This is a genomic window from Pseudomonas sp. CCC3.1, assembly GCF_034347405.1.
GTDB lineage: Bacteria > Pseudomonadota > Gammaproteobacteria > Pseudomonadales > Pseudomonadaceae > Aquipseudomonas.
In genome coordinates this window covers 3,238,398-3,261,360 of the sequence record NZ_CP133778.1, presented here as the reverse complement: position 1 = coordinate 3,261,360, position 22,963 = coordinate 3,238,398, and the positions used below count along the sequence as shown (strand labels likewise).

Genomic DNA, 22,963 nt, shown 5'->3' with positions numbered 1-22,963 from the left:
CCTGAAAAAAATGCTATGTGTCAGTGACTTAGTCGTCTCGAGTGAGCACTTCCAGCAGTTCGATCTCAAAGGTAAGGTCGGCGTTTGGTTTGATGTGCGCGCCCATGCTTCTTTCACCATAGGCCAAGTGTGCAGGGACTTGCAGTGTGCGTTTGCCGCCGACTTTCATCCCCATCAGACCCTGGTCCCAGCCCTTGATCACGCGACCGCTGCCAATCACGCACTGAAACGGCTTGCCGCGCTCGAACGAGGAGTCGAATACCGTGCCATCTGCGAGCCAGCCGGTGTACTGCGTGGTGATCAGAGCGCCTTTGACACAGGCTTTGCCGTCGCCCAGTAGAAGGTCGGTGATCTGGAGTTCGTTCGTCATGGTGCTGCACTCATAAAGCTGGAAAGAAGGACGTTGAAGTGCGCCACAGTTTACAGGCGGACTTTAGGGATGCAATCGCTGGCAAACCAGCTCCCATCGCCCATTTGGCAACCTGTCTTTAATTTTTTTGTGCAGGAAATGTCTTTTAAACAAAGGGATTTGGGAACTTGCTAATGAGGATAGATGTCAATTGCGCTTTACTCTCATTTGAGAATGTTTACTATTGCAGCCCTGGCAGCGCCGGGGAGAGTTAAGCGATGTGGGTCTTCTGGATGGCCCGCGCGCAAGCAATTCCAGTTTTCGCCTGCAGAGCACACTCCATTGTTAAGGGATCAATTGGACATGTCGTCTCGATTCAAACGCAGTCAATTTTCACTGGCTATCGTGGCCGCACTCGCTTCACCCACCTTGCTCGCCGATGCGCTGGAGCGCGAACGCGATGAGGTGCCAGTCGAGGCCAACGATTTGCCGGTGGATGGCAGCAAGCAAGCGCTGCAACTGGAAGAAACCCGCGTGTTGGGCACCGCCGCCGAAGAGCTGAAGCAAGCGCCGGGCGTGTCGATCATCACCGCCGAGGACATTAAAAAACGTCCGCCAGCCAATGACCTTTCCGACATCATTCGTCGCGAACCGGGGGTCAACCTCACCGGTAACAGTTCCAGTGGTGCTCGCGGCAACAACCGCCAGATTGACTTGCGCGGCATGGGCCCGGAAAACACCTTGATCCTGATCGACGGCAAGCCTTCTTCTTCGCGTAATGCTCAGCGTTATGGCTGGAGCGGCGACCGCGACACCCGAGGTGAGACCAACTGGGTCCCGGCCGAAGAAGTCGAGCGTATCGAAATTCTCCGAGGTCCGGCTGCCGCCCGTTATGGCTCTGGTGCGATGGGCGGGGTGGTCAACATCATCACCAAACGCCCGACAGACCAACTCCACGGCTCATTGACCGCTTACTACTTGTCGCCGGAAGACGATTCGGAAGGCATCAGCAAGCGCACCAACTTCAACCTCAGCGGCCCGATCACCGACGACCTGGTGTTCCGCGTGTACGGCGGCCTGAACAAGACCGACGCCGACGATGCCAAGATCAACACCGCGCAGCAGGCGTATGCCGACAGCGTGGTGGCGGGCCGTGAGGGTGTGCGTAACAAAGACGTCAATGGTTTGCTGAGCTGGCAATTCACCCCCGAGCAAACGCTCGACCTGGAAGCCAGCTACAGCCGCCAGGGCAATATCTTTGCCGGCGATACCATGCTCAACAGCGGGGGCGACTTCGTTAACAGCCTGTATGGCAAGGAAACCAGCGTCCTGCAGCGCAGCACCTTCTCGGCGACCCACAATGGCTCGTTTGACTGGGGTTCGACCACCGCCTCGCTGACCCATGACCTGACCCGCAACTCGCGTCTTAACGAAGGACTGGCCGGTTATGGCGAAGGTGCGCCATCGGAAAGCGCGGGGAGCTTCGAGTCACGTTTGCGCAATACCCGCGCCAACGCTGAAGTCAACCTGCCGCTGGACGTGTACACCCACCAGGTTCTGACCTTGGGTGGCGAATACCTCTACGAGTCGCTGAACGATCCGGGCTCGCTGCGTCCACAAAGCTGGGATCCGGGCGCCGATGGTACGCCGGGTATTCCTGGAACAGACCGTACCCAAACCAAATCCACCGCCAACAGCTACGCGTTTTACGTAGAAGACAACCTCGAAGCCGGGGCCAAAACCATCGTCACGCCGGGCTTGCGCTTCGATCACCACAACAAGTTTGGCGGCAACTGGAGCCCAAGCCTCAACGCTTCGCACCAGATCACTGACGAATTGAGCATCAAGGGCGGTATTGCCCGAGCTTACAAAACTCCGAACCTGTACCAGTCCAACCCCAATTACCTGTTGTACAGCCGTGGCGCAGGCTGCAGCTCGGTTGAGGTCAACATCGGTGGCTGTTACCTGGTGGGCAATCCGGACTTGAAGCCTGAAATCAGCGTCAACAAAGAGATTGGCCTGGCGTTCGACAAAGGCACTTGGCGCACCAGCGGCACGTACTTCCGTAACGACTACCAAAACAAAATCAATGCCAGCAACGAATCGGCCTTCCGCCTGCCCAACGGGCGCCGGGTGTTGCAGTGGGAAAACAGCGGCAAGGCCATCGTTCAAGGGGTTGAAGGGAACCTGTTTGTCAGTTTGCGCAAAGATCTGGACTGGAACACCAACCTGACCTACATGATCGAAAGCAAGGACAAGGAAACCGGCGAACCGCTGAGCATCATCCCCAAGTACACGCTCAACACCACGCTGGACTGGTACGCCACCGAGCAGCTGTCGTTCCAGGTCAATGGCACTTACTACGGCGAGCAGAAAGCGCCGAAGTACAACATGCGTGCCAACGAAGCACTGGACAAATCGGTGCAGCAGTCGGTTGATCCGTACGGTCTGGTGGGGCTGAGCAGTGGTTATGAGTTCAATAAAAACTTCAGCGTGCGGGTGGGCATCAACAACCTGTTCGACAAACAGCTGTATCGCAAAGGCAACTCTGACGAGGCGGGTGCCCAGACGTATAACGAGGCGGGCCGCGCCTACTTTGCGTCGGTGACCTCTTCGTTCTGATAACCCAACTGGCCTGACCGCTGATACGGTGCAGGCATTTACTGGCGCGACATCCTCTTTTAGCGGGTGCCGCGCCGTTGTCGCATTTGGAACAGGCTAAACCGTGATGGGTACCGTTGAAGGATTGATCCGATGAAACACGCAACGTCGGCCTGGATGCCGATTCTTTCTCGCACACTGGCTGCACTGGTTGGCGGCTATGTGTTCACTTATGCGTTTACGGCCGCGCTGGCGCGACTGTTGCCGCTGGATAACGTCGACTCGATGCTCGTTGCCAGTCTGTTGTCATTCGCGATCTACACCTGCGCCATTTTGTGGGCCTTTATCGCTCGCCATCAGTGGTCGGCATGGATGGGGGCCGTGCTGGCGCTGCCTTTGGCCGCAATCGGTTTTTGGCCGCAAATGCTGGAGCGCCTCGGATGAAACAGACCCTGACCCAATCCCTGGCGTGGCTGCACACCTGGGGCGGATTGATTGTTGGCTGGTTGCTGTTCGTGATCTTCCTGACTGGCAGCCTGGCTGTGTTCGATCAAGAGATCGACAACTGGATGCACCCTGAGTTGCCCGCTCACCAATTGACCGATGAACAGGCAGTTGAGCGTGCACTGGGTTATTTGCGTGAGCACAAACCCGATGCCAAGCAATGGGGCATCAGCTTGCCGTATGAGCGCTCGCCAGAATTACAGGCCTCAACGGGCGGGCGCCGTGACGGCGTTTCGGTAACGCTGGACCCGAACACCGGTGACGTACTGCCGGTGCGCGAGACAGTCGGGGGACGGTTCTTTTTTCTGTTTCACTTCACCTTGCACATGCCGCGCATGATCGGCATTTATCTGGTAGGTGCGCTGGCGATGGGCATGCTGGCGGCCTTGATCAGCGGCATCGTGATTCACAAAAAACTCTTCAAGGAGTTCTTCACCTTTCGGCCTGCCAAAGGCCAGCGTTCATGGCTTGACGCCCACAACGCCAGCGCAGTGCTGTTGCTGCCGTTTCACTTGATGATCACCTACAGCGGGCTGGCGATTTTCCTGGTGATTTACATGCCCGCGGCCATGGATGCGCTGTTTGATGGCGACCGCGATGCGTTTTTCAAAGCTCAAGACACGACACCCGCCGCCCTTGAAGTCAAACGTGCGACGAGCGTTGAACCGGCACCGCTGGTTGCCATCGGGCCGCTACTGGCCAAGGCTCGCGACGTCATGGGGCCTTTGGGCGCAGTCAGCATCAGCAACCCTGGCCAGAGCAATGCCGAGATCCAGATTCGCCCGATTCTGGGCAACCGAATTGCCCTGGTAAAAGGCGGGGGCATGCGTTTTGACGGGGTCACGGGCGAGCAACTGTCCGGGCCAACCGACATGCGCGCCAGCGTACTCACCCATCGGGTGATCTCCGGCATGCACTTTGCCCAGTTTGGTGGCTATCCGATGCGTTGGGTGTACTTCATTTGCGGCCTGATCAGCAGCGCCATGATTGCCAGCGGGCTGGTGCTGTTCACCGTTAAACGGCGTCGCAAATACGCCAGCGAAAGCCGGGTCGCCCAAGTGCTCTACCGTTTGGTCGAGGCGATCAACGTCACCGTAATGGCCGGTTTGAGCGTGGCGTGCATCGGTTTGCTGTGGGGCAACCGCTTGTTGCCGGTGAACATGGCCGAACGTGCCGATGCCGAACTCAACGTGTTCTTTGGCCTGTGGGCCTTGAGCTTTGTGCATGCCGTATTGCGTGCGCGCATGCAGGCCTGGCGGGAGCAATTGGGCCTGGCCGGGGTGATGTGCCTGAGCTTGCCGCTGCTGAGCCTGCTCACCGTCAACCAGCCGTGGGCGGTACACAGCAGCATGGGGGTGGAGTTGACCGCCATGGTGCTGGGCGGCCTGTTGTTGTGGGCATGCTGGAAAGTCTCGCAACCGGTGGTCGAGCGGGTGCCACGTAGAAAAACCGCTGTTATGGCCGAGGTGAATTGAGATGCTGGCGGACTATTTTGCGGCGTGGGCCTTCGCCTATATGGGCATGCTTGCGTTGTGCCAAGGGTTGGAGCGCCATTACAAACAGGTGTGGAACAAAGCGCCGTCACCTGGCCTGCGTCGTACATTGCGTGGGGCAGGGTGGTTGAGTCTGGCCTTGAGCTTGTACTTTTGCGCTCAGGCCTGGGGATGGGCGATGGGCCCTATCGGCTGGTTTGGGCTGATCTCGCTCAGTGGTTTTGGGCTGCTGATGTTATTGCCCTATCGCTCACGCCTGGCCGTGTGGCTGCCACTGGGCTTTGCCCCAGCGTGGGCAATGATCGCAACCTTGTCCTAGGCTCTGTTTGGGGCGCACTTCAGAAACCTGTGGAAGCGGGCTTGCCCGCGATTCAGTGATAGGCAGCCACCCAGATCATGACTGTCATTTCTGACAGCAGACGCACTCACGCCTTGAGCGCATGCTGTGTGGCAGAAAGTTCTGGAGGGCCTGCCTATGACGTCGCTCCACGCCCGCACACCGACACTCGCGGTCATCGAGCCGCGCGGATTGCCAGTTCGCTCGGTGGCGTTTGCGTGTTCAGTGAGTGGGCAAACCCCTGAGCAACGGGTGACGTGGAGCACGTTCGATCCCATGGGGCGGCTGGTGGCGCAGCGCGACCCTCGGCTGTTCGCGGACTCTACTGCCCCTGCCAACCTGCTGACCGTGTACAGCCTGTCCGGTCAGGTATTGGCCACTGACAGCACCGATGCCGGGTGGCGGCTCAGCCTTCCGGGCGAGGCCGGGCAGACGCTGGAGGTGTGGGACGCCCGCGAGAGCCATTGGCAAACCACCTATGACGACTCGATGCGCCCGGTCAGCGTGACTGAAAACAGCACCCATGTGATCGAGCGTTTTACCTACGCCAGCACCAGCGTGGAGAGCGCCCGGCACAACCGCTGCGGCAGGCTTTTGCGGCACGACGACCCGGCGGGCACACGGCACATGACCGAGTACGGCCTGGCAGGCGGATCGCTGGAAGAAACCCAGCAGTTTTTGCGCAGCCTTGACCTGCCACATTGGCCCGAGTCCGAGGCGCAGCGCGACCCGTTGCTGGAGGAGGTCGAGCCGTTCATCAACCGCTGGCACTACAACGCTGCGGGTGAACTGCTCAGACAGACCGATGCCGAAGGGCATCAACAACACTTCAGCCACACCGTGGCTGGGCAGTTACGCGATACCGGCCTGCAAACCGCGGGCAGCAGCGCGGTTAAAATCCTGGTCAGCAACATCCGTTACAACGCCTTTTCTCAAGTCGAAAGCGAAACCGCTGGCAATGGCGTTGTCACTTTTCTGACCCACGAATCGGCGACTGGCCGCTTGGCTCGCCTACAGGCGCAAGTGCCGGGTAAACGGCTCTTGCAAGACTTGCACTACCGCTACGACCCGGTCGGCAACCTCATTGAGATTGAAGACACAACCCTGGGCACCCGTCATTTTGCCAATCAGCGCATCGAACCCATTCGCCGTTTTGCTTACGACAGCCTCTACCAACTGATTGATGCCAGCGGCTGGGAGACCGCCCAGCCGTCACTCGGCCCGGACTTGCCGACCTGGCAAACCCCGGACACCAGCCGGGTGGTCAATTACAGCGAAACCTATCGCTATGATGCGGCGGGCAATCTGCTGGAGCGCATTCACCTAGGGGGGAGTGATCACACCCAAACGCTACACATCGCCCCACACAACAACCGTGTTATTCGCAGCGGCGAGACTGAACACACCTACGATTCCAATGGCAATCTTCTGACCCTGCAACCCGGCCAACCCCTGCAGTGGGATGCCCGAAATCAACTGTGCGCTATCGCCCAGGTCACGCGTAAGGCCGCTGCCAACGACGAAGAACGGTATATCTATGGCGGTGGAGGCAAACGCCTGCGCAAAGTCCGCACCTGGCAAGCGCAGGCCAACAGCCACCTCGCCGAAACCCGCTACCTACCGGGGCTGGAAGTGCGCACCAACAGCGCCACCCAAGAGAATCTTCAAGTCGTCACCCTTCAGGCCGGGCGCTGCCGCGTGCAATGGTTGCACTGGGACACACCGCCCAGCGGCCTTGAGAACGATCAACTGCGCTACACCTTCGACGACCACCTGGGTTCCAGCACCCTGGAACTGGATGATCAGGCCCAACTCATCAGCCAGGAAACCTACTACCCGTTCGGCGGCACCGCGTGCTGGGTCGGGCGCAATGAAGTGGAGGCCAGTTACAAAACCCTTCGTTACTCAGGCAAGGAGCGCGATGCCACGGGCCTGTATTACTACGGCTATCGCTACTACGCCCCGTGGCTATATCGCTGGCTGAACCCCGACCCGGGCGGCGCCATTGATGGGCTGAACCTGTATAGATTTGTGGGCAACGCCCCGATGGGGCATGTGGATGCGGATGGGCGGATCAAACGCAGAGCGGATGGGAGTCTGATTGCCGAAGCGGCCGGATCTGAATCTGGGTTTGAACAATTTCGAGATCAATATATTGGAGACGAATCGTTAGATAGTTTCAGCGATATAGGTGATTCAAGGGACTCATTCGCCAATGCTCCGCCGACACCTGCGGCGTATATCAATAATTTTGATGAGGGTCTGTTCTCAACCCCATCCTCACCGGCACCGTCTCTGAGTGATTTTGATATGGGTTTGTTGCCCCCACTCGGCTTACAGGCACCAGGGCCACAGCCTGGCACATCTTCGCAAGACCAATTCCGAGTGCCTGCTGTGCCAGCACTGCAGCGTTTTGACTGTGTTGAGCCTGGCTGCGGGAAAAGTTATACAAATATGCAAAATCTAACTAGACACCTGCTCTCTCACACTGGAGAAAAACGGTTTTCATGCCCCAATTGTCCATCCCGTTTTGCCCGGAAGGATGTTTTAGACATTCACCTACGCATTCATACAGGGGAGAAAACTTTCTCATGTGAGTATCCGGGCTGCGGTAAAAGCTTTGGTGACCCAGGGGTTTTGTTACGGCACCAAAGGGTTCATACAAAAGAGAAACCTTTCCCATGCACGTACGGGGTTTGCACCCTAAGTTTTGCGCGATCAGAGCATTTAGCACGCCATCAAAGTGTCCATACAGGGGCGCAAACTTTCCCATGCACGCACTGCACCCAACGCTTTGCGCGATCAGAGAATTTAGCACGTCATCAAAGTGTCCATACAGGGGCGAAACCATTCCCATGCACGTACGAGGGTTGCCCCCAACGCTTCACGCGATCTGCGCATTTAGCAAATCACCTCAAACGCAAACACCCATAGAAGCGACACGCGTCGCATGCACGTATCCGGGTTGCACTAAAAGCTTCAATCAAAACGGTACTCGTCAACCTGTAGAGCGGGCCCGCTCATTCGCGGGTTTGAACGAGAAGCCCGCCCACTCCCTGACCCCGTGGGCGCGAGCTTGCCCGCGATTCAGGCGATGCGGTTTTTCTGTAAACCGCGTCGATACCCTCGCGAGCAAGCTCGCTTCCACAGGGGATTCGGCCATCCCTGGCCGTGTCGCGGCAAACCCGACGTCCTGCGCAATACCTGCCTGCGACCAGTGTGGTTCAGATTTGTTATGCTCGCCGCCTCGACAACAAACGCCAGCATAGGCGTGTCCAGTTCATATTGAGCGTATTTATGTCTGCCGATTTTCAAGCAACGACCACGCGCTTTTCGCGCTCCGACTACAGAACCCTTGGGCTGGCGGCTCTGGGTGGAGCGCTGGAAATCTACGATTTCATCATTTTTGTGTTTTTTGCCCTGACCCTCAGTCAGTTGTTTTTTCCGCCGGATATGCCCGAATGGCTGCGCTTGTTGCAAAGCTTCGGGATTTTTGTGACCGGCTATCTGGCCCGTCCGCTGGGCGGCATTCTGATGGCGCACTTTGCGGATCATCTGGGGCGCAAGCGGGTGTTCAGCCTGAGCATTCTGATGATGGCCTTGCCCTGTCTGCTGATCGGGATCATGCCGACCTACGCCGAGATTGGTTATTTCGCGCCGCTGATCCTGCTCGCGCTGCGCATATTGCAAGGCGCAGCCGTCGGCGGCGAAGTCCCGAGTGCCTGGGTGTTTGTGGCTGAGCACGCGCCCGCCGGTCGTCGTGGCTATGCGCTGGGCTTTTTGCAGGCTGGTCTGACGTTCGGTTACCTGATTGGCGCCCTGACCGCCACTTTGCTGGCCCAACTGTTTACCCCCACTGAGATTCTTGATTACGCCTGGCGCTTTCCGTTCTTGTTGGGCGGGGTGTTTGGGGTGATCGGGGTATGGCTGCGCCGCTGGCTGAGCGAAACCCCTGTGTTTCTGGCCTTGCGCGAGCGCCGTGAGGGGCGGGCAGAGCTGCCGCTGCGCACGGTGTTGCGCGACTATCGTCCTTCTTTGTTGCCCGCAGCGTTGCTGACGTGTGTGCTGACCAGCGCTGTGGTGGTGTTTGTGGTGATTACCCCGACCGTGATGCAGCAGCGTTTCGGCATGACCGCCAGCCATACGTTTGCCCTGAGCAGCCTGGGTATTGTGTTTCTGAACATCGGTTGTGTGCTGGCCGGGTGGGTGGTTGACCGGATTGGCGTCTGGCGCAGCATCGTGTTGTACAGCCTGCTGTTGCCGCTGGGCATTGGCGTGCTTTACGCCAGCCTGGTCGGACAGTGGGGCTTGCCGGGGCTGGCTTATGCCTTTGCTGGCTTGACCTGCGGGATTGTCGGGGTGGTGCCGTCGGTGATGGTCGGTCTGTTTCCGGCAGCGATCCGTGTGTCGGGTATTTCCTTCACCTACAACATTGCCTACGCGCTGTGGGCCAGTACTACACCGCTGTTGCTGATTGCATTGATGCCTTGGAGTCCATGGGTGTGCGTGGTGTTTTGCGCCCTGATGGGGCTGGTAGGTCTGTTGACTGCGCGCAGGTTCGGTTTTGCGCGGGACAATCAGGTCGAACGGCGCTTGCGAGCGGTCACTGAAATGTAGTCAGATCGCCTTCTGTCATCGCAATGATTGCTGCGTTTAATAGGAAGCATTATTATTCACGCCCCTCCTATTCAGTCCAGTGCGATGACTCACAAAGTGCCCCGCCGAACGGGCTTTTTTGAACATTACGAAGAGTTGATCGGAACCTGGACGCGCCGCTTGCGTAATCGTCAGCAGGCGCAGGACCTGGCCCACGATACCTTTGTACGGGTACTCGAATCCGCTTCGGAGACGGTCGAACAGCCGCGTGCATATTTGCATCAAATGGCGCGTAATATCGCGGTTGACGGTTTTCGTCGAGAAGAGTTGCGTGACGCCAAGGAGCAGGCCGCCGTTCCACCAAGTTCGTCCGAAACGGGCGATCCGGAGCAGTACATGCGTGCTATCCAGTTGGCTGAGTCTGTCGAAAAAGCCTTGCAGGAGCTCCCGCTAAACTGCCGGAAGGTGTTTGTCTGGCAGAAGATCGAAGGCTTGACTCAAGCCGAGATTGCCGAGCGCCTGGGATTGTCCAAGAACATGGTGGAGAAATATATGATCCGCACTCTGCGTCATCTGCGAGAACGGGTGGAGGCCCCATGATGGATACGCGTGAATGCACCTGCGACAGCGCAAGCGTGCGTGATGCGGCGGCCACCTGGTTTTCGCGTGTGCAGTCGCAATCGATGAGCGTCGCTGAGAAGGCCGAATTTGACGCGTGGCGCGCGCAACATGCGATTCATGAAACGGAATACCAGTGGCTGGTCAGTCTGTGGTCGGCCGCCGATCTGGTGCCCAAGGCCCGTCTGCAGGCACTGTGTGAGATGCCCGTCACCTCAATCCGGCGCCGTTCTGTACTGGGTTTTGGGTTGGCCGCCAGTGTGCTGGCCGTCGCGCTGGGAGCGGGCGTATGGATGCATCTGCAATCGCAAACCGGGTATCGCGCCGACTTTGCCACGGCTTTGGGCGAGCGCCGGGCCGTGACGCTGCCGGACGGTTCATCCATCGAACTCAACAGCCGCAGTCGGGTGCGAATCAACTTTGAGCGTCAGCAGCGAAACGTCGAGCTCGAACAAGGTGAGGCGATGTTCACCGTCGCGCACGACAGCGAATGGCCTTTTGTGGTGCAGGCAGGTCTTGGGCAGGTGACGGTCACCGGTACCCGTTTTGATGTGCGGCACGACGGCGAGCAAGCGCAGGTGGCGGTTGAGTCGGGTAACGTGCGGGTGCAAGGCACCGATGCCCAGTCGGTGGTTAACCTGACGGCGGGGCTGGGCACTGTGGTGAATGCCAAGGGGCAGGTCGCCGCTGCACAGCCGGTCAATACCGAGGCACTGCTGGCCTGGCGCAAAGGCCAGTTGGTGTTTGATAACGCCAGCCTCGCGGAGGTGGCGATCGAGGTGTCGCGCTACCGGGACAAGCCGCTGCGCGTGAGTACGCCTGCGCTGGCACAGTTGCGCTTGTCCAGCGTGTTCAAGACAGATGACACCGACGCGCTGCTCACCGCTTTGCCACGCATCTTGCCGGTCGCGATCAAAAACCTCGCCGATGGCAGCCAGGAAATCATCTCGGCAAAATAATTCAAAGATGGATTCAGGTTTTTTTCGAGTTCTTCGTCTTCTTGATCAACTGCAACTGGTTTGCATTAACAGACGCACTCAATTGCGATCAATAGGGCAAGACTCGACGTGAAAAACAACAATCCTTGTGTGCGGCATTCCTCGCTTGAAACACCTCTGAATACGCCATCGTCAATTGCCCGATCGCGCCTGTTGCCGCTGGCGCTGGCTCTTGCAGTCAGCGCGGCGATGCCGTGTGCGTTTGCGAGCGAGCCTGCGTCGAGTGCGATTCATATTCAGGCCCAGCCGTTGGGTGCGGCGTTGAGCCAACTGGCTCAGCAGACCTCATTGCAGGTGTTCTTCAGCCCGCAACTGGTGGCTGGCAAACAGGCGCCAGCAGTCAACGGCAACCTGTCGCCTGAGCAAGCGCTGCGTGAGTTGCTGCAAGGCAGTGGTCTGGGCTATGAACTCAATGGCGATGCGGTGACCTTGAGCCCGGCGCAAACAGTCAGTGCCTCAAGCGGCTCTGGCCCGCTGGAGCTGGGGCCGGTGGACGTCAAGGTGGTGGGCGACTGGCTGGGCGATGCCAATTCTGAAGTGGTCCAGAACCACCCCGGTGCACGTACCGTGGTGCGCCGCAAGGCGATGATTGAGCAGGGCGCGATGAATGTCGGCGATGTGCTCAAGACCATCCCGGGGGTGCAGGTGCAGGAGTCAAACGGCACCGGTGGCAGTGATATTTCCCTGAACGTGGGCGTGCGAGGCCTGACCTCGCGCCTGTCGCCGCGCTCGACGGTATTGATTGATGGAGTTCCGGCGGCATTTGCCCCGTATGGCCAGCCACAATTGTCGATGGCGCCGATTTCGGCGGGCAACCTGGACAGCATCGACGTGGTACGCGGTGCCGGTTCCGTGCGTTATGGACCACAGAACGTGGGCGGCGTGATCAACTTTGTGACCCGCGCGATCCCGGAAACCTTTCAGGGTGAAGTCGGCACTACCCTGGAAACCTCCGAACGCGGCGGCTGGAAGCACATTGAATCGGCGTTCTTGGGCGGCACGGCCGACAACGGTATGGGTGCGGCCTTGCTGTATTCCGGTGTGAAGGGTGATGGCTACCGAGCGAGCAATAACAACAACGACATCGATGACGTGTTGCTCAAAACCCATTGGGCGCCGACGGATCAAGACGATTTCAGCCTTAACTTTCACTACTACGACGCCACCGCTGACATGCCTGGCGGTTTGACCCAGAAACAGTTTGATGCTGATCCGTACCAATCGGTGCGCGATTACGACAACTTCACCGGTCGCCGCAAGGACGTGTCCTTCAAGTATTTGCGCCAGATTGATGACCAGACCCAGTTTGAAGTCCTGACCTATTACACCGACAGCTTCCGTGGCAGCAATATCGCTGCGCGCAACCTGCAAACACTGGCCTCGTACCCGCGCAGTTACCACACCTTCGGGATTGAGCCGCGCGTGTCGCATGTGTTCATCTTGGGCGATGTCACGCAAGAAGTGGGTCTGGGCTATCGCTACCTCAAAGAAGCCATGCAGGAAGAGGCCAGCCAGGTTTACCTGGTTAACAACGTGCCAACCCCAGGGCCAGGCGCTGACGGGCATATCTATCAGGACCGCACTGGCGGCACCGAAGCCAGCTCGTTCTACATCGATGACAAGATTGATGTCGGCAACTGGACCGTCACACCGGGCATTCGCTTTGAACGCATCAGCACTAACTGGCAAGACCACTCGGTGCTGGACAACAAGGGGGTGCCGGTCCCGGAAAAGAACCGCAGCATCGACAGCAACGAAGCGTTGCCTGCACTGAGCGTGATGTATCACCTCTCGGACGCCTGGAAACTGTTCGCCAACTATGAAACCTCGTTTGGCAGCTTGCAGTACTTCCAGCTTGCCCAAGGCGGTACAGGGGACCAGACCGCAGCTGGCCTGAAACCTGAGAAAGCCAAGACCTATGAAATCGGCACCCGCTATGACAATGGCGTGTGGGGCGGCGAAGTGACGCTGTTCTACATCGACTTTGCTGATGAGCTGCAATACGTCAGCAACGATGTGGGCTGGACCAACTTAGGCGCAACCAAGCATCAGGGCATCGAGACCTCGGCCCACTACGACATGTCGGCGCTGGACCCGCGTCTTGACGGCTTGTCGGTGAATGCTGGCTTTACCTACACGAAGGCGACGTCCGAGGGTGACATCGTCAACTTCAAGGGCCGTGATCTGCCGCTGTACTCGCGTCAGGTCGTCAACCTTGGCGCGCGTTATGTGGTGAATCGCTGGACCTACAACCTCGACATGTTTGCGCAGTCTCAACAGCACGCACCGGGTACGGGCGGCGTTTACATCACTGACCCGACGCCAGATGGCCAATACGGCGACATTCCGGGTTATGCCACCTGGAGCACCCGCGTTGGCTACGATTTTGGTCCGCAGGCGTCGAACCTGAAGGTCGGAGCGGGGATCAAAAACCTGTTCAATCAGGAGTACTACACACGCTCCAGCGACAACAACTCTGGCATCTACGTGGGCGAGCCGCGCACCTTCTTCGTGCAGGCGAGTGTCGGGTTCTAAAGCGGCTACAAAGTCGTGATGGTTTAAACCTTTAAAATCCGCCCGCTGATGGCCACGGCCACCAGCATGGCGGCGATCAACAGGAAGGCAATATTCAGGCTGCTGGCATGGGCAATAAAGCCGATGGCAGCAGGCCCCGCCAAAATACCCGTATAGCCCAGGGTGGTAATGGCGGGCACCGCAATGCTTTCGGGCATGACGGTTTGCTTGCCTACGGCGGTGTACAGCACCGGCACGATGTTCGAGCAACCTGCGCCGACCAGTGCATAGCCCATCAACGCAACTTCCCAGCTGGGCGCCAACGTTGCTAGGGCCAGGCCCGAGGCTGCGAACAACCCTCCCAGCACAATCACTCGACGGGCGCCCAAGCGCTTGACGATACGATCGCCCATCAAGCGGCCAGCGGTCATGGTCAGCGCAAAGGCGGCATAGCCGAGCCCGGCATACACCTCATTGATGTGCTTTTCAGCGGTCAAAAATACCGCACTCCAGTCGAGCATCGCGCCTTCGGCCAGGAACACGGTAAAACACAGCAAACCGATAAACAGCACCACGCCGTGGGGAATTGCGAACGCGGGTCCGGTGCTTTTGCTGGCATAAGGCAGCAAATGCGGCGCCGCTTTAAACAGGGCCACGAGAATCAGCACGACCACCACTGCAATTGCCCAAAGTGGTGGCAGGCCCAGCGCCAACAGCGCGCTGACGCCGCCCGCACCGGCAATCCCGCCGACACTGAACAGGCCATGAAAACCCGACATCATATGGCGCCCGCTGGCACGTTCAACGATCACTGCTTGCAAATTGACGGTGGAATCGACGGCACCCAGGCCTGCGCCAAACACAAACAGCGTCGCGACCAGCAACGGGATGGAACTGAGTGTCGCCAGCAGCGGCAGGCTCAGGCAAATCAATAACGTACCGACCGTCAACACCCGGCGGCAGCCAAAGCGCGAAGCCAGCACCCCGGCAATCGGCATCGCCAGAATTGAGCCGACGCCCAGAGACAGCAGCAACAAACCGAGTGTGGCTTCATCGAGCCCTGCGCGGGCTTTGGCATAGGGCACCAACGGCGCCCAAGCGGCTACGCCAAAGCCTGCGATGAAAAAGGCAACGCGTGTCGACATTTGTTCGAGGCGCCCCGGGACCGCGGGCGTTTGGGTGTTGATGGCAGTCATGGTCTTCCTTGACGGACGAGATACTGTTTGACGTTGAAAGGGTGGCTGAGCTTTCTGTAGGAGCGAGCTTGCCTCGCGATCTTTTGATCGTTTAAAAGATCGCGAGGCAAGCTCGCTCCTACAGGTTTTACAGGGTTAAACCTGCAACAAGCGCTCTCTGAGCTTGCCGATTTCGTCGCGCATTTGCGCAGCGGCTTCGAACTCCAGATCGCGGGCGAGGGCGTACATTTTTTCTTCGAGTTGGCGAATGCGCTTGCTGATTTCGCTCGGTGAGCGCAGTTCGTTTTCGTATTTGGCGTTTTCTTCGGCCGCTTTGGCCATGCCTTTGCGCTTCTTGCTGCGCGAGCCCGGTACCACCGCGCCTTCCATGATGTCGGCGACGTCTTTGAATACACCTTTGGGGGTGATGCCGTTGGCCAGGTTGAAGGCGATCTGTTTGTCGCGTCGGCGCTCGGTTTCGCCAATCGCCCGTTCCATCGACCCGGTGATGCGGTCGGCGTACAGAATCGCCCGGCCATTGAGGTTGCGGGCCGCACGGCCAATGGTCTGGATCAACGAACGCTCGGAGCGCAGAAAGCCTTCTTTGTCGGCGTCGAGAATCGCCACCAGCGACACTTCGGGCATGTCCAGGCCTTCACGCAGCAAGTTGATACCCACCAGCACATCAAACACGCCGAGGCGCAGGTCGCGAATGATCTCGACCCGTTCCACCGTGTCGATGTCCGAGTGCAGGTAACGCACGCGCACGCCATGATCGGCCAGGTAGTCGGTGAGGTCTTCGGACATGCGTTTGGTCAAGGTGGTCACCAGCACCCGTTCTTCCAGCGCCACACGCTTGGAAATTTCGGAGAGCAGGTCATCCACCTGCGTCAGTGCCGGGCGAATTTCGATTTGCGGGTCGACCAAGCCGGTCGGGCGCACCACTTGCTCAATGGTCCGGCCTGCATGTTCGGCCTCGTAGTTGCCGGGGGTGGCCGAGACGAAAATCGTCTGCGGGCTGATGCGCTCCCATTCATCAAAGCGCATCGGCCGGTTGTCCAGCGCCGATGGCAAGCGGAAGCCGTACTCCACAAGGGTTTCTTTGCGTGATCGGTCGCCTTTATACATGGCGCCGACTTGCGGCACGCTGACGTGCGACTCGTCGATCACCAGCAGTGCGTCGGCAGGCAGGTAATCAAACAGGGTGGGCGGCGGGGCACTGGACTCGCGTCCCGAGAGGTAGCGCGAGTAGTTTTCGATGCCGTTGCAATAACCCAGCTCCATGATCATTTCCAGATCAAAGCGCGTGCGCTGCTCCAGGCGCTGCGCTTCTACAAGCTTATTGTTTGTGCGCAGGTAGTCGAGGCGCTCCTTGAGTTCTTCCTTGATCCCTTCAACCGCGCCGAGCAAGGTTTCGCGCGGGGTTACATAGTGGCTTTTGGGGTAGAAGGTAAAGCGCGGCATCTTGCGGATGACTTCGCCGGTCAGCGGATCAAAGGCGCTGATGCTTTCGACTTCGTCATCGAACAGTTCAATGCGAATCGCCTCAAGGTCGGATTCGGCCGGGTAGATGTCGATCACATCGCCGCGCACCCGGAAAGTGGCGCGGGCAAAATCCATGTCATTGCGGGTGTATTGCAGGTCGGCCAGACGGCGTAACAGTTCGCGCTGGTCGAGTTTGTCGCCGCGATCAACGTGCAACACCATCTTTAAATAGGTTTCCGGGCTGCCCAAGCCGTAGATGCAAGAAACCGTGGTCACGATGATCGCGTCTTTGCGCTCCAGCAGCGCCTTGGTCGCCGACAGCCGCATCTGCTCGATGTGGTCGTTGATCGAGGCGTCTTTTTCGATAAACGTATCGGAGGAGGGCACGTAGGCTTCGGGCTGGTAGTAGTCGTAGTACGAGACAAAGTATTCCACCGCGTTGTTCGGGAAGAACGACTTGAACTCGCCATACAGCTGCGCCGCCAGGGTTTTGTTCGGCGCCAGTACCAGCGTCGGCCGATTTACATGGGCGATCACGTTGGCAATGCTGAAGGTCTTGCCCGAGCCGGTTACCCCGAGCAGGGTCTGGTGCGACAGACCGGCCTCAATGCCTTCGATCATCTGGCGAATGGCTTCGGGCTGGTCGCCTGCGGGCTGAAAGCGGGTAACGAGTTGGAAATCAGACATAACGGACCTCTGGATTCGCTTCTATAGCGCTATGGACCCTGCAAAAGCGAGAAAGACTGCATACGACGCATGCCGCAGAACAAACAGGATACGGCTAAATATGGAGATCGTGACTGACTGTTTCAAGGCGCAATGCTGGCACGGTCATTTAGACGAATATTGCAATTAGACCAGTGGGCTGAAAATAAACGTAAATACTTGCCCAAAACCGGGAATCGCCTGTTGCCCCAATCGCGATCAGCTTTATACTTGCTCCCCGTTTGTGCACCGCTCTAGTGCAATCGGCTGGAGCGTTGTCACCCCCTCCATTCTCCATTCAGAGCCGCCGTAATAATGAGCCTGTTCTCCGCTGTCGAAATGGCACCACGCGATCCTATCCTGGGCCTCAACGAAGCATTTAACGCCGATACTCGTACCAGCAAAGTCAATCTGGGGGTTGGTGTTTACTGCAACGAGGAGGGACGAATTCCACTCTTGCGTGCCGTTGTCGAAGCCGAAACGATCCGGGTTGCTCAGCATGCGTCGCGCGGCTACCTGCCGATCGATGGCATTGCAGCCTATGACCAAGCGGTGCAGAAACTGCTGTTCGGCGCAGAGTCGCCACTGCTGGCCGCTGGCCGTGTGATCACCACCCAAGCTGTTGGCGGTACAGGCGCGCTGAAAATCGGTGCTGACTTCCTCAAGCAATTGCAGCCTAACGCTGTGGTCGCGATCAGCGACCCAAGCTGGGAAAACCACCGCGCGCTGTTCGAAACCGCGGGTTTCCCGGTGCAGAACTATCGCTACTACGACGCCGCCAGCCACGACGTAAACCGTGCCGGCATGCTCGAAGACCTCAACGCCTTGCCAGCAGGCTCGATCGTTGTACTGCACGCTTGCTGCCACAACCCGACTGGCGTCGACCTGACCCCGACCGACTGGCAGAACGTGCTGGACGTGGTTAAAGCCAAAGGCCTGATTCCGTTCCTCGACATGGCCTACCAGGGCTTTGGCGACGGCATCGCCGAAGACGCCGCTGCTGTGCGTCTGTTTGCCGAGTCTGGCCTGAACTTCTTCGTTTCCAGCTCGTTCTCCAAATCGTTCTCGATTTACGGCGAGCGCGTGGGTGCACTGTCAATCGTCACTGACTCCAAAGAAGAGAGCGCGCGCGTTCTGTCCCAGGTCAAGCGTGTGATCCGCACCAACTACTCCAACCCGCCGACCCACGGTGCAACCATTGTGGCGGCGGTGCTCAACAGCCCAGAGCTGCGTGCCAAGTGGGAAGAAGAACTGGCCGAAATGCGCCTGCGTATTCGAGGCATGCGTTTGCAGATGGTTGAGCTGCTGGCGAAAAAAGCCCCAGGTCACGATTTCAGCTTTGTTGCGCGTCAGCGTGGCATGTTCTCGTACTCCGGCCTGACCGTTGAACAAGTGGCGCGCCTGCGCACCGAGTTCGGCATCTACGCCCTCGACACCGGTCGAATCTGCGTTGCTTCTTTGAACCAGAGCAACATTGAAGCGGTCACTGACGCCATTGTTCAGGTCATCTGAATAATGCCGGGAGAAGTCATCGAAAGTGTTGACTTCTCTTTTTATATCAGTAAGATAGACGCCATTCCGCGATAGCTCAGTTGGTAGAGCAAATGACTGTTAATCATTGGGTCCCTGGTTCGAGTCCAGGTCGTGGAGCCAGACACAGTTTCAGAGTAGGTTTTCAGCCTCTTTGAAATGTTAGAAAAAACCGCCTTCGGGCGGTTTTTTCGTTTCTGCGTGTCTCAGATCACAACAGCGATATCGGGTAAGAAACAATCAGCCGGTTTTCGTTGAAGCTGGTGTTGTTGCCCCAGTCGCGACGCAGGGTGGAGTTACGCCACCGCACGTTCAGCGCTTTAAAGCTGCCAGACTGCACCACGTAAGCCAATTCGCTTTCTCGCCCCCATTCCTTGCCGTCGCTGACGGTTCCCACGTGGGCGTTTTCGCCGCTGATGTAGCGGTTCATCAAGGTCAGACCAGGCACGCCGACACCGGCAAAGTTGAAGTCATGACGCACCTGCCAGGATTTTTCTCGGGCGTTGTCGTAGCTGGAGTTATAGCTGTCGTTGGCCAAGGTACCGCCGCTGGTGCCGTTGACTCGCATCCAGGCGTCGTCACCGCTGACGCGCTGCAAACCCACGTAGAAACTGTTGCTGGCGTATTTGGCGGAGAGCAGGGCAGACCCGGTGCGGTTGTCGAGATCGCCCGCCAACGCACTGCCGTCTTGCTTGCCCGTGAAGTAGCCAAGGTTGGCGCCCAAGGTCCAGTCACCGACCGGCTGGCTGTGCAAGATTTGCAAGTATTGCTGCTGGTAGATGTCTTTGAGTTCGGCATGCCACAGGCCGAGCAGGGTGCGATTGTCATTGAAGGTGTATTCGCCCCCGGCAAAGTTGAAGCGGTCGGAGGTAAAGGCTGCGCGCCCGGTCATGAACATGTCCTCCATGCTGGAATCGTTGCGCGGGCTGTTGCTGCGCATTTGCCCGCCATAGAGGGTCAGGCCGGCGATTTCCTTTGAGGTGATCTGCGCACCCTGGAAGGTTTGTGGCAGGGAGCGCCCATCATCGGAGCGCAGAATCGGCAGTACGGGCATCCACTCCCCGATCTTCAGGTCGGTTTGGGAGATGCGCATCTTCCCGGCAACGGCGAGTCGACCAAAATTGTCGGCGGGGCGTCCATCGCTGCCTATCGGCAATAGTTGGGTGCCTTTGGTCCCTTTGCCGCCATCCAGTTTGACCGAGAACAGACCCAGTGCATCGACGCCGAAGCCCACCGTGCCTGGGGTAAAGCCGGATTTGGCATCGAGGATGAAGCTTTGGGTCCATTCATTAGCTTTGTTTTGGGACGTCGAGTCGCCGACAAAGTTGCGGTCGATATAGAAGTTGCGCAGCGTAAGGCCAATTTTGGCCTCATCCTGGGTTTGCGCCTGCAGCGCTTGAGTGCCCATGAGCAGGCTGGACGCGGTGACGCACAAGCTGAGACGAGAGAGTGTGTTCATTTTTATTTTTCTTTTGGCGTAAGTGGACCGCGCAGCCGATTGGCTGCTAGGCCCGATCATTAAAGTGAGTTGGCAGAGTGCTTTGCCTTTGGTCTATCAGGACGGCAGTTTCAGCGGCTTGATTTCCAGAATCTCGATTCGCTCCCAGACCCGACCCACGATGTAAGGCTCGTCTTCAAGCCAGCGTTGCAGGTCCGAACGTTGATCGAAATCCAGATGAACATTGGAGCCAATCATCTTGCCTTGCTCATTGAGCAAGACCCCGCCGCCAAGGAATTTACCCGCTTGGGCGAGTGCTTCAAGCCGCTCCAGATGCTGTGCTCGGCAGGCAATTCTGCGTTCCAGGGCGTCGTCGTGATCAAAAGCTATGAGTGCGAATGGCATGGTGACTCCAAAAAAAAGGCGCAAGTTGTCCCTGTGCTGCATGGGAAGCCAGCGCCATGTGGTGTGTGAAATGAGCGGTGGTTGATCAGTGCGTCGCGGGGCTGGCACTGGCCTGACGGCTGGTTGTAACTTCGTTGGCCGGTCGGGAGATCATCGCGGCAATGGCAGCGATAAGGGCCAGGCCGCCGACGAAGTAAGCCACCGGTAACCAGCTGCCATCTTTGCCTAGCAGCGCGTAGCAGATGCTGGGTGAGAAGCCGGCGATGATAAAACTCAGTTGGGTGGCAAGACCGACCCCGGTATAGCGCACGCGCATGCTGAACATCTCGGCATAGAAGGACGGCCACAAGGCGTTAGGCGCGCTGTAACACACGGCTTTGAGCAGCACGGTGGTGCAGATGATCAACCAGATCTGGCCGGTTGTGATCGACCACAAGAACACAAACACCCCGGCGCAACTGGCCAGCGAGCCGATGGCAAATATCCGCTTGCGGTCCCATTTATCGCCCAGCCAGCCAAAAAACGGCTGGCAGATCAGGGCACCGACCTGGCTGGCGGCAATAGCGGAGAGCATCGATGCCCGGTCGACATGCTGGTTGTTGGTTGCCCAGGACAAGCCGAAGATCATCACCAGCGACGACACCGAAACAATCAGCGCACAGCAGAACACGGTGAAAAATGCCCGCGACTCTTTAGCAAACAGCTCCGCGATGGGCAGGTGCTGCTCTTTGGGCTTGTTGGCCTTGAACTCCGGGCTTTCATCGACGCCGCGACGGATCAGCCAAGTGATCACCACCATGACCGCGCTGAGCAAAAATGGAATGCGCCATCCCCACGAGAGCAACTGATCTTCGGACAGCATGGACAACGGAATGAACACTGATGTGGCAAGGATCGAGCCCATGGAGGCGCCATTGATCAGCCAACTGGTGTAGAAGGATTTTTTCTTGCCGGGGGCATGCTCCATGGTAAGCAGGCTGGCACCGACCTGTTCGCCACCGGCAGACAGCCCTTGCAGCAGTCGGCAAAAAACCAGCAACGCCGGTGCCCATGCGCCAATGCTGGCGTGGGTGGGCAGCAGGCCGATGGCGAAGGTGGCCAGGCCCATCAACAGCAATGTCAGCATCAACACCTGTTTGCGGCCGTAACGGTCGCCCATATGGCCGAACAGCATGGCCCCGATCGGACGGGCGATATAGCCGACGCCGAACGTGGCCAGGGCGGCGAGGGTGCCTGCCATCGGGTCATCGGAAGGGAAGAAAATCTTGTTGAAAACCAGTGCCGCTGCCGAGCCGTAGATAAAGAAATCGTAGTACTCGACGACGCTGCCGAGAAAGCTGCCGAAGGCGGCTTTCCTGGCCATGCGCTGGTCATTGGGCGGATTAACGTTCATACGCAACCTTTCTTGTCTTTATGGTGGTTGGACGGCAGGCGTTTAACGCGTGCCGAAGGGGGCCAACTGGCTGCCGCCACACACATGAATCACTTCAGCCGTGATGAAGGCAGAATCGCTGGAAGCCAGGAACGACGTGGTGTTGGCGACGTCCTCAGGCCGGGTCAGGCGTTTTAGGGGCGTTACATTGATGGAGCCCTCGGCCATCTGATCGAAATCTTCTGGATTGCGTCCCTCCAGGGTGAAGGCCGACGGCAGCAGACCGGGGGCAATGGCGTTGACCGTGACGTTATGCGGGGCAAGTTCGCGGGCCATGGAGCGCGTAAGGCCAACCAGCCCGGCCTTGCACGCCACGTAGGCGGGCGGTCCGCCGGCGACCCAGCAGCGTGAAACGATGTTGATCACCCGACCGCTCTGTTGCTTGACCCAAAACGGCGCGATCTTCTGGCACAACAGCGCCGGGCCACGTAGGTTCACGGCCATCATTTTGTCCCAGTGTTCGGGGTTGAAGTCGTAGATCGAGCCACGCAGGTTGATGGCGGCATTGTTCACCACCACGTCGATGCGCCCGAATAACTCGCCTGCCTGATCGACCATGGCGCTGATCGAGCGCTCATCACCCATGTCAGCCTGAATCGCCACGACGCGTTGATCGCTGGACCGATTCAGGGTGTGCGCCAGCGCCTCAACGGCGCTGAGATTTATGTCCACCGCGACGATGTTCAGGCCGTCCTGATACAGGCGCTGGCAAATGGCCCGCCCGAGTTCACCCGCAGCGCCGGTCACCACGGCCACGGGTCGGTTGGAGAGTAGAGCGTTCAT

The 22,963-nt window shown here is 58.4% G+C and carries 17 protein-coding genes and 1 tRNA gene; 11 read left to right on the top strand and 7 right to left on the bottom strand.

Annotation, left to right across the window (positions count from 1 at the left end):
• Positions 1-28: 28 nt before the first annotated feature.
• On the bottom strand, positions 29-370 hold the full coding sequence (locus tag RHM56_RS14380) for an FKBP-type peptidyl-prolyl cis-trans isomerase (protein ID WP_322233174.1): 342 nt from the start codon (positions 368-370) through the stop codon (positions 29-31).
• 342 nt (positions 371-712) lie between these two features.
• Here RHM56_RS14380 and RHM56_RS14375 point away from each other — a divergent pair, with 342 nt between their 5' ends.
• The 9 genes from RHM56_RS14375 to RHM56_RS14335 all read left to right on the top strand — a co-directional run bounded on the left by RHM56_RS14375 (position 713) and on the right by RHM56_RS14335 (position 14,031).
• Entirely contained in the window at positions 713-2,971 is a 2,259-nt protein-coding gene (locus RHM56_RS14375) for a TonB-dependent siderophore receptor (RefSeq protein WP_322233172.1), read from the top strand.
• A 132-nt stretch (positions 2,972-3,103) separates the two neighbouring features.
• Positions 3,104-3,394, top strand: coding sequence for an iron transporter (locus RHM56_RS14370; RefSeq protein WP_322233171.1), 291 nt, complete (start codon positions 3,104-3,106; stop codon positions 3,392-3,394).
• Positions 3,391-4,929, top strand: coding sequence for a PepSY-associated TM helix domain-containing protein (locus tag RHM56_RS14365; RefSeq protein ID WP_322233169.1), 1,539 nt, complete (start codon positions 3,391-3,393; stop codon positions 4,927-4,929). The genes RHM56_RS14370 and RHM56_RS14365 overlap by 4 nt, the downstream gene beginning before the upstream one ends.
• A gap of 1 nt (position 4,930) precedes the next feature.
• Positions 4,931-5,266: a DUF3325 domain-containing protein gene (locus RHM56_RS14360; protein ID WP_322233167.1), complete on the top strand. Its 336-nt coding sequence runs from the start codon at positions 4,931-4,933 to the stop codon at positions 5,264-5,266.
• Positions 5,267-5,422: 156 nt separating this feature from the next.
• Complete coding sequence (locus RHM56_RS14355; protein ID WP_322233165.1) at positions 5,423-8,218, top strand: C2H2-type zinc finger protein; 2,796 nt, start codon at positions 5,423-5,425, stop codon at positions 8,216-8,218.
• A 363-nt stretch (positions 8,219-8,581) separates the two neighbouring features.
• On the top strand, positions 8,582-9,901 hold the full coding sequence (locus RHM56_RS14350; protein WP_322233163.1) for an MFS transporter: 1,320 nt from the start codon (positions 8,582-8,584) through the stop codon (positions 9,899-9,901).
• An 84-nt stretch (positions 9,902-9,985) separates the two neighbouring features.
• Positions 9,986-10,480: a sigma-70 family RNA polymerase sigma factor gene (locus tag RHM56_RS14345; RefSeq protein ID WP_322233161.1), complete on the top strand. Its 495-nt coding sequence runs from the start codon at positions 9,986-9,988 to the stop codon at positions 10,478-10,480.
• Positions 10,480-11,457 (top strand): FecR family protein, encoded by a 978-nt coding sequence (locus tag RHM56_RS14340; RefSeq protein ID WP_322241781.1) that lies wholly within the window; start codon positions 10,480-10,482, stop codon positions 11,455-11,457. Before RHM56_RS14345 ends, RHM56_RS14340 begins: the two co-directional genes overlap by 1 nt.
• A 228-nt stretch (positions 11,458-11,685) precedes the next feature.
• Positions 11,686-14,031, top strand: coding sequence for a TonB-dependent siderophore receptor (locus RHM56_RS14335; RefSeq protein WP_322241780.1), 2,346 nt, complete (start codon positions 11,686-11,688; stop codon positions 14,029-14,031).
• A 23-nt stretch (positions 14,032-14,054) separates the two neighbouring features.
• Here RHM56_RS14335 and RHM56_RS14330 read toward each other — a convergent pair whose 3' ends face one another.
• Both RHM56_RS14330 and uvrB read right to left on the bottom strand, forming a co-directional pair.
• The gene (locus tag RHM56_RS14330) at positions 14,055-15,206 is read right to left on the bottom strand and encodes an MFS transporter (RefSeq protein WP_322233159.1); all 1,152 of its coding nucleotides are present in this window, start codon (positions 15,204-15,206) and stop codon (positions 14,055-14,057) included.
• Between the two features lie 135 nt (positions 15,207-15,341).
• Positions 15,342-17,357, bottom strand: coding sequence for an excinuclease ABC subunit UvrB (gene uvrB / locus RHM56_RS14325; protein ID WP_322233157.1), 2,016 nt, complete (start codon positions 17,355-17,357; stop codon positions 15,342-15,344).
• Positions 17,358-17,690: 333 nt separating this feature from the next.
• Here uvrB and RHM56_RS14320 point away from each other — a divergent pair, with 333 nt between their 5' ends.
• Both RHM56_RS14320 and RHM56_RS14315 read left to right on the top strand, forming a co-directional pair.
• On the top strand, positions 17,691-18,887 hold the full coding sequence (locus tag RHM56_RS14320) for an amino acid aminotransferase (protein ID WP_322233155.1): 1,197 nt from the start codon (positions 17,691-17,693) through the stop codon (positions 18,885-18,887).
• A 65-nt stretch (positions 18,888-18,952) separates the two neighbouring features.
• Positions 18,953-19,028 (top strand) — tRNA-Asn (locus tag RHM56_RS14315).
• Positions 19,029-19,116: 88 nt separating this feature from the next.
• Here the strand turns inward: RHM56_RS14315 and RHM56_RS14310 are convergent.
• From RHM56_RS14310 to RHM56_RS14295, 4 genes are all read right to left on the bottom strand, one after another.
• Positions 19,117-20,313, bottom strand: coding sequence for an OprD family porin (locus RHM56_RS14310; RefSeq protein ID WP_322241779.1), 1,197 nt, complete (start codon positions 20,311-20,313; stop codon positions 19,117-19,119).
• A 147-nt stretch (positions 20,314-20,460) separates the two neighbouring features.
• Positions 20,461-20,748 carry a YciI family protein gene (locus tag RHM56_RS14305; protein WP_322233152.1) on the bottom strand — a complete coding sequence of 96 codons (288 nt, stop codon included), beginning with the start codon at positions 20,746-20,748 and terminating at the stop codon, positions 20,461-20,463.
• Between the two features lie 85 nt (positions 20,749-20,833).
• The gene (locus tag RHM56_RS14300) at positions 20,834-22,141 is read right to left on the bottom strand and encodes an MFS transporter (protein ID WP_322233150.1); all 1,308 of its coding nucleotides are present in this window, start codon (positions 22,139-22,141) and stop codon (positions 20,834-20,836) included.
• 42 nt (positions 22,142-22,183) lie between these two features.
• Positions 22,184-22,963, bottom strand: coding sequence for an SDR family NAD(P)-dependent oxidoreductase (locus tag RHM56_RS14295; RefSeq protein WP_322233148.1), 780 nt, complete (start codon positions 22,961-22,963; stop codon positions 22,184-22,186).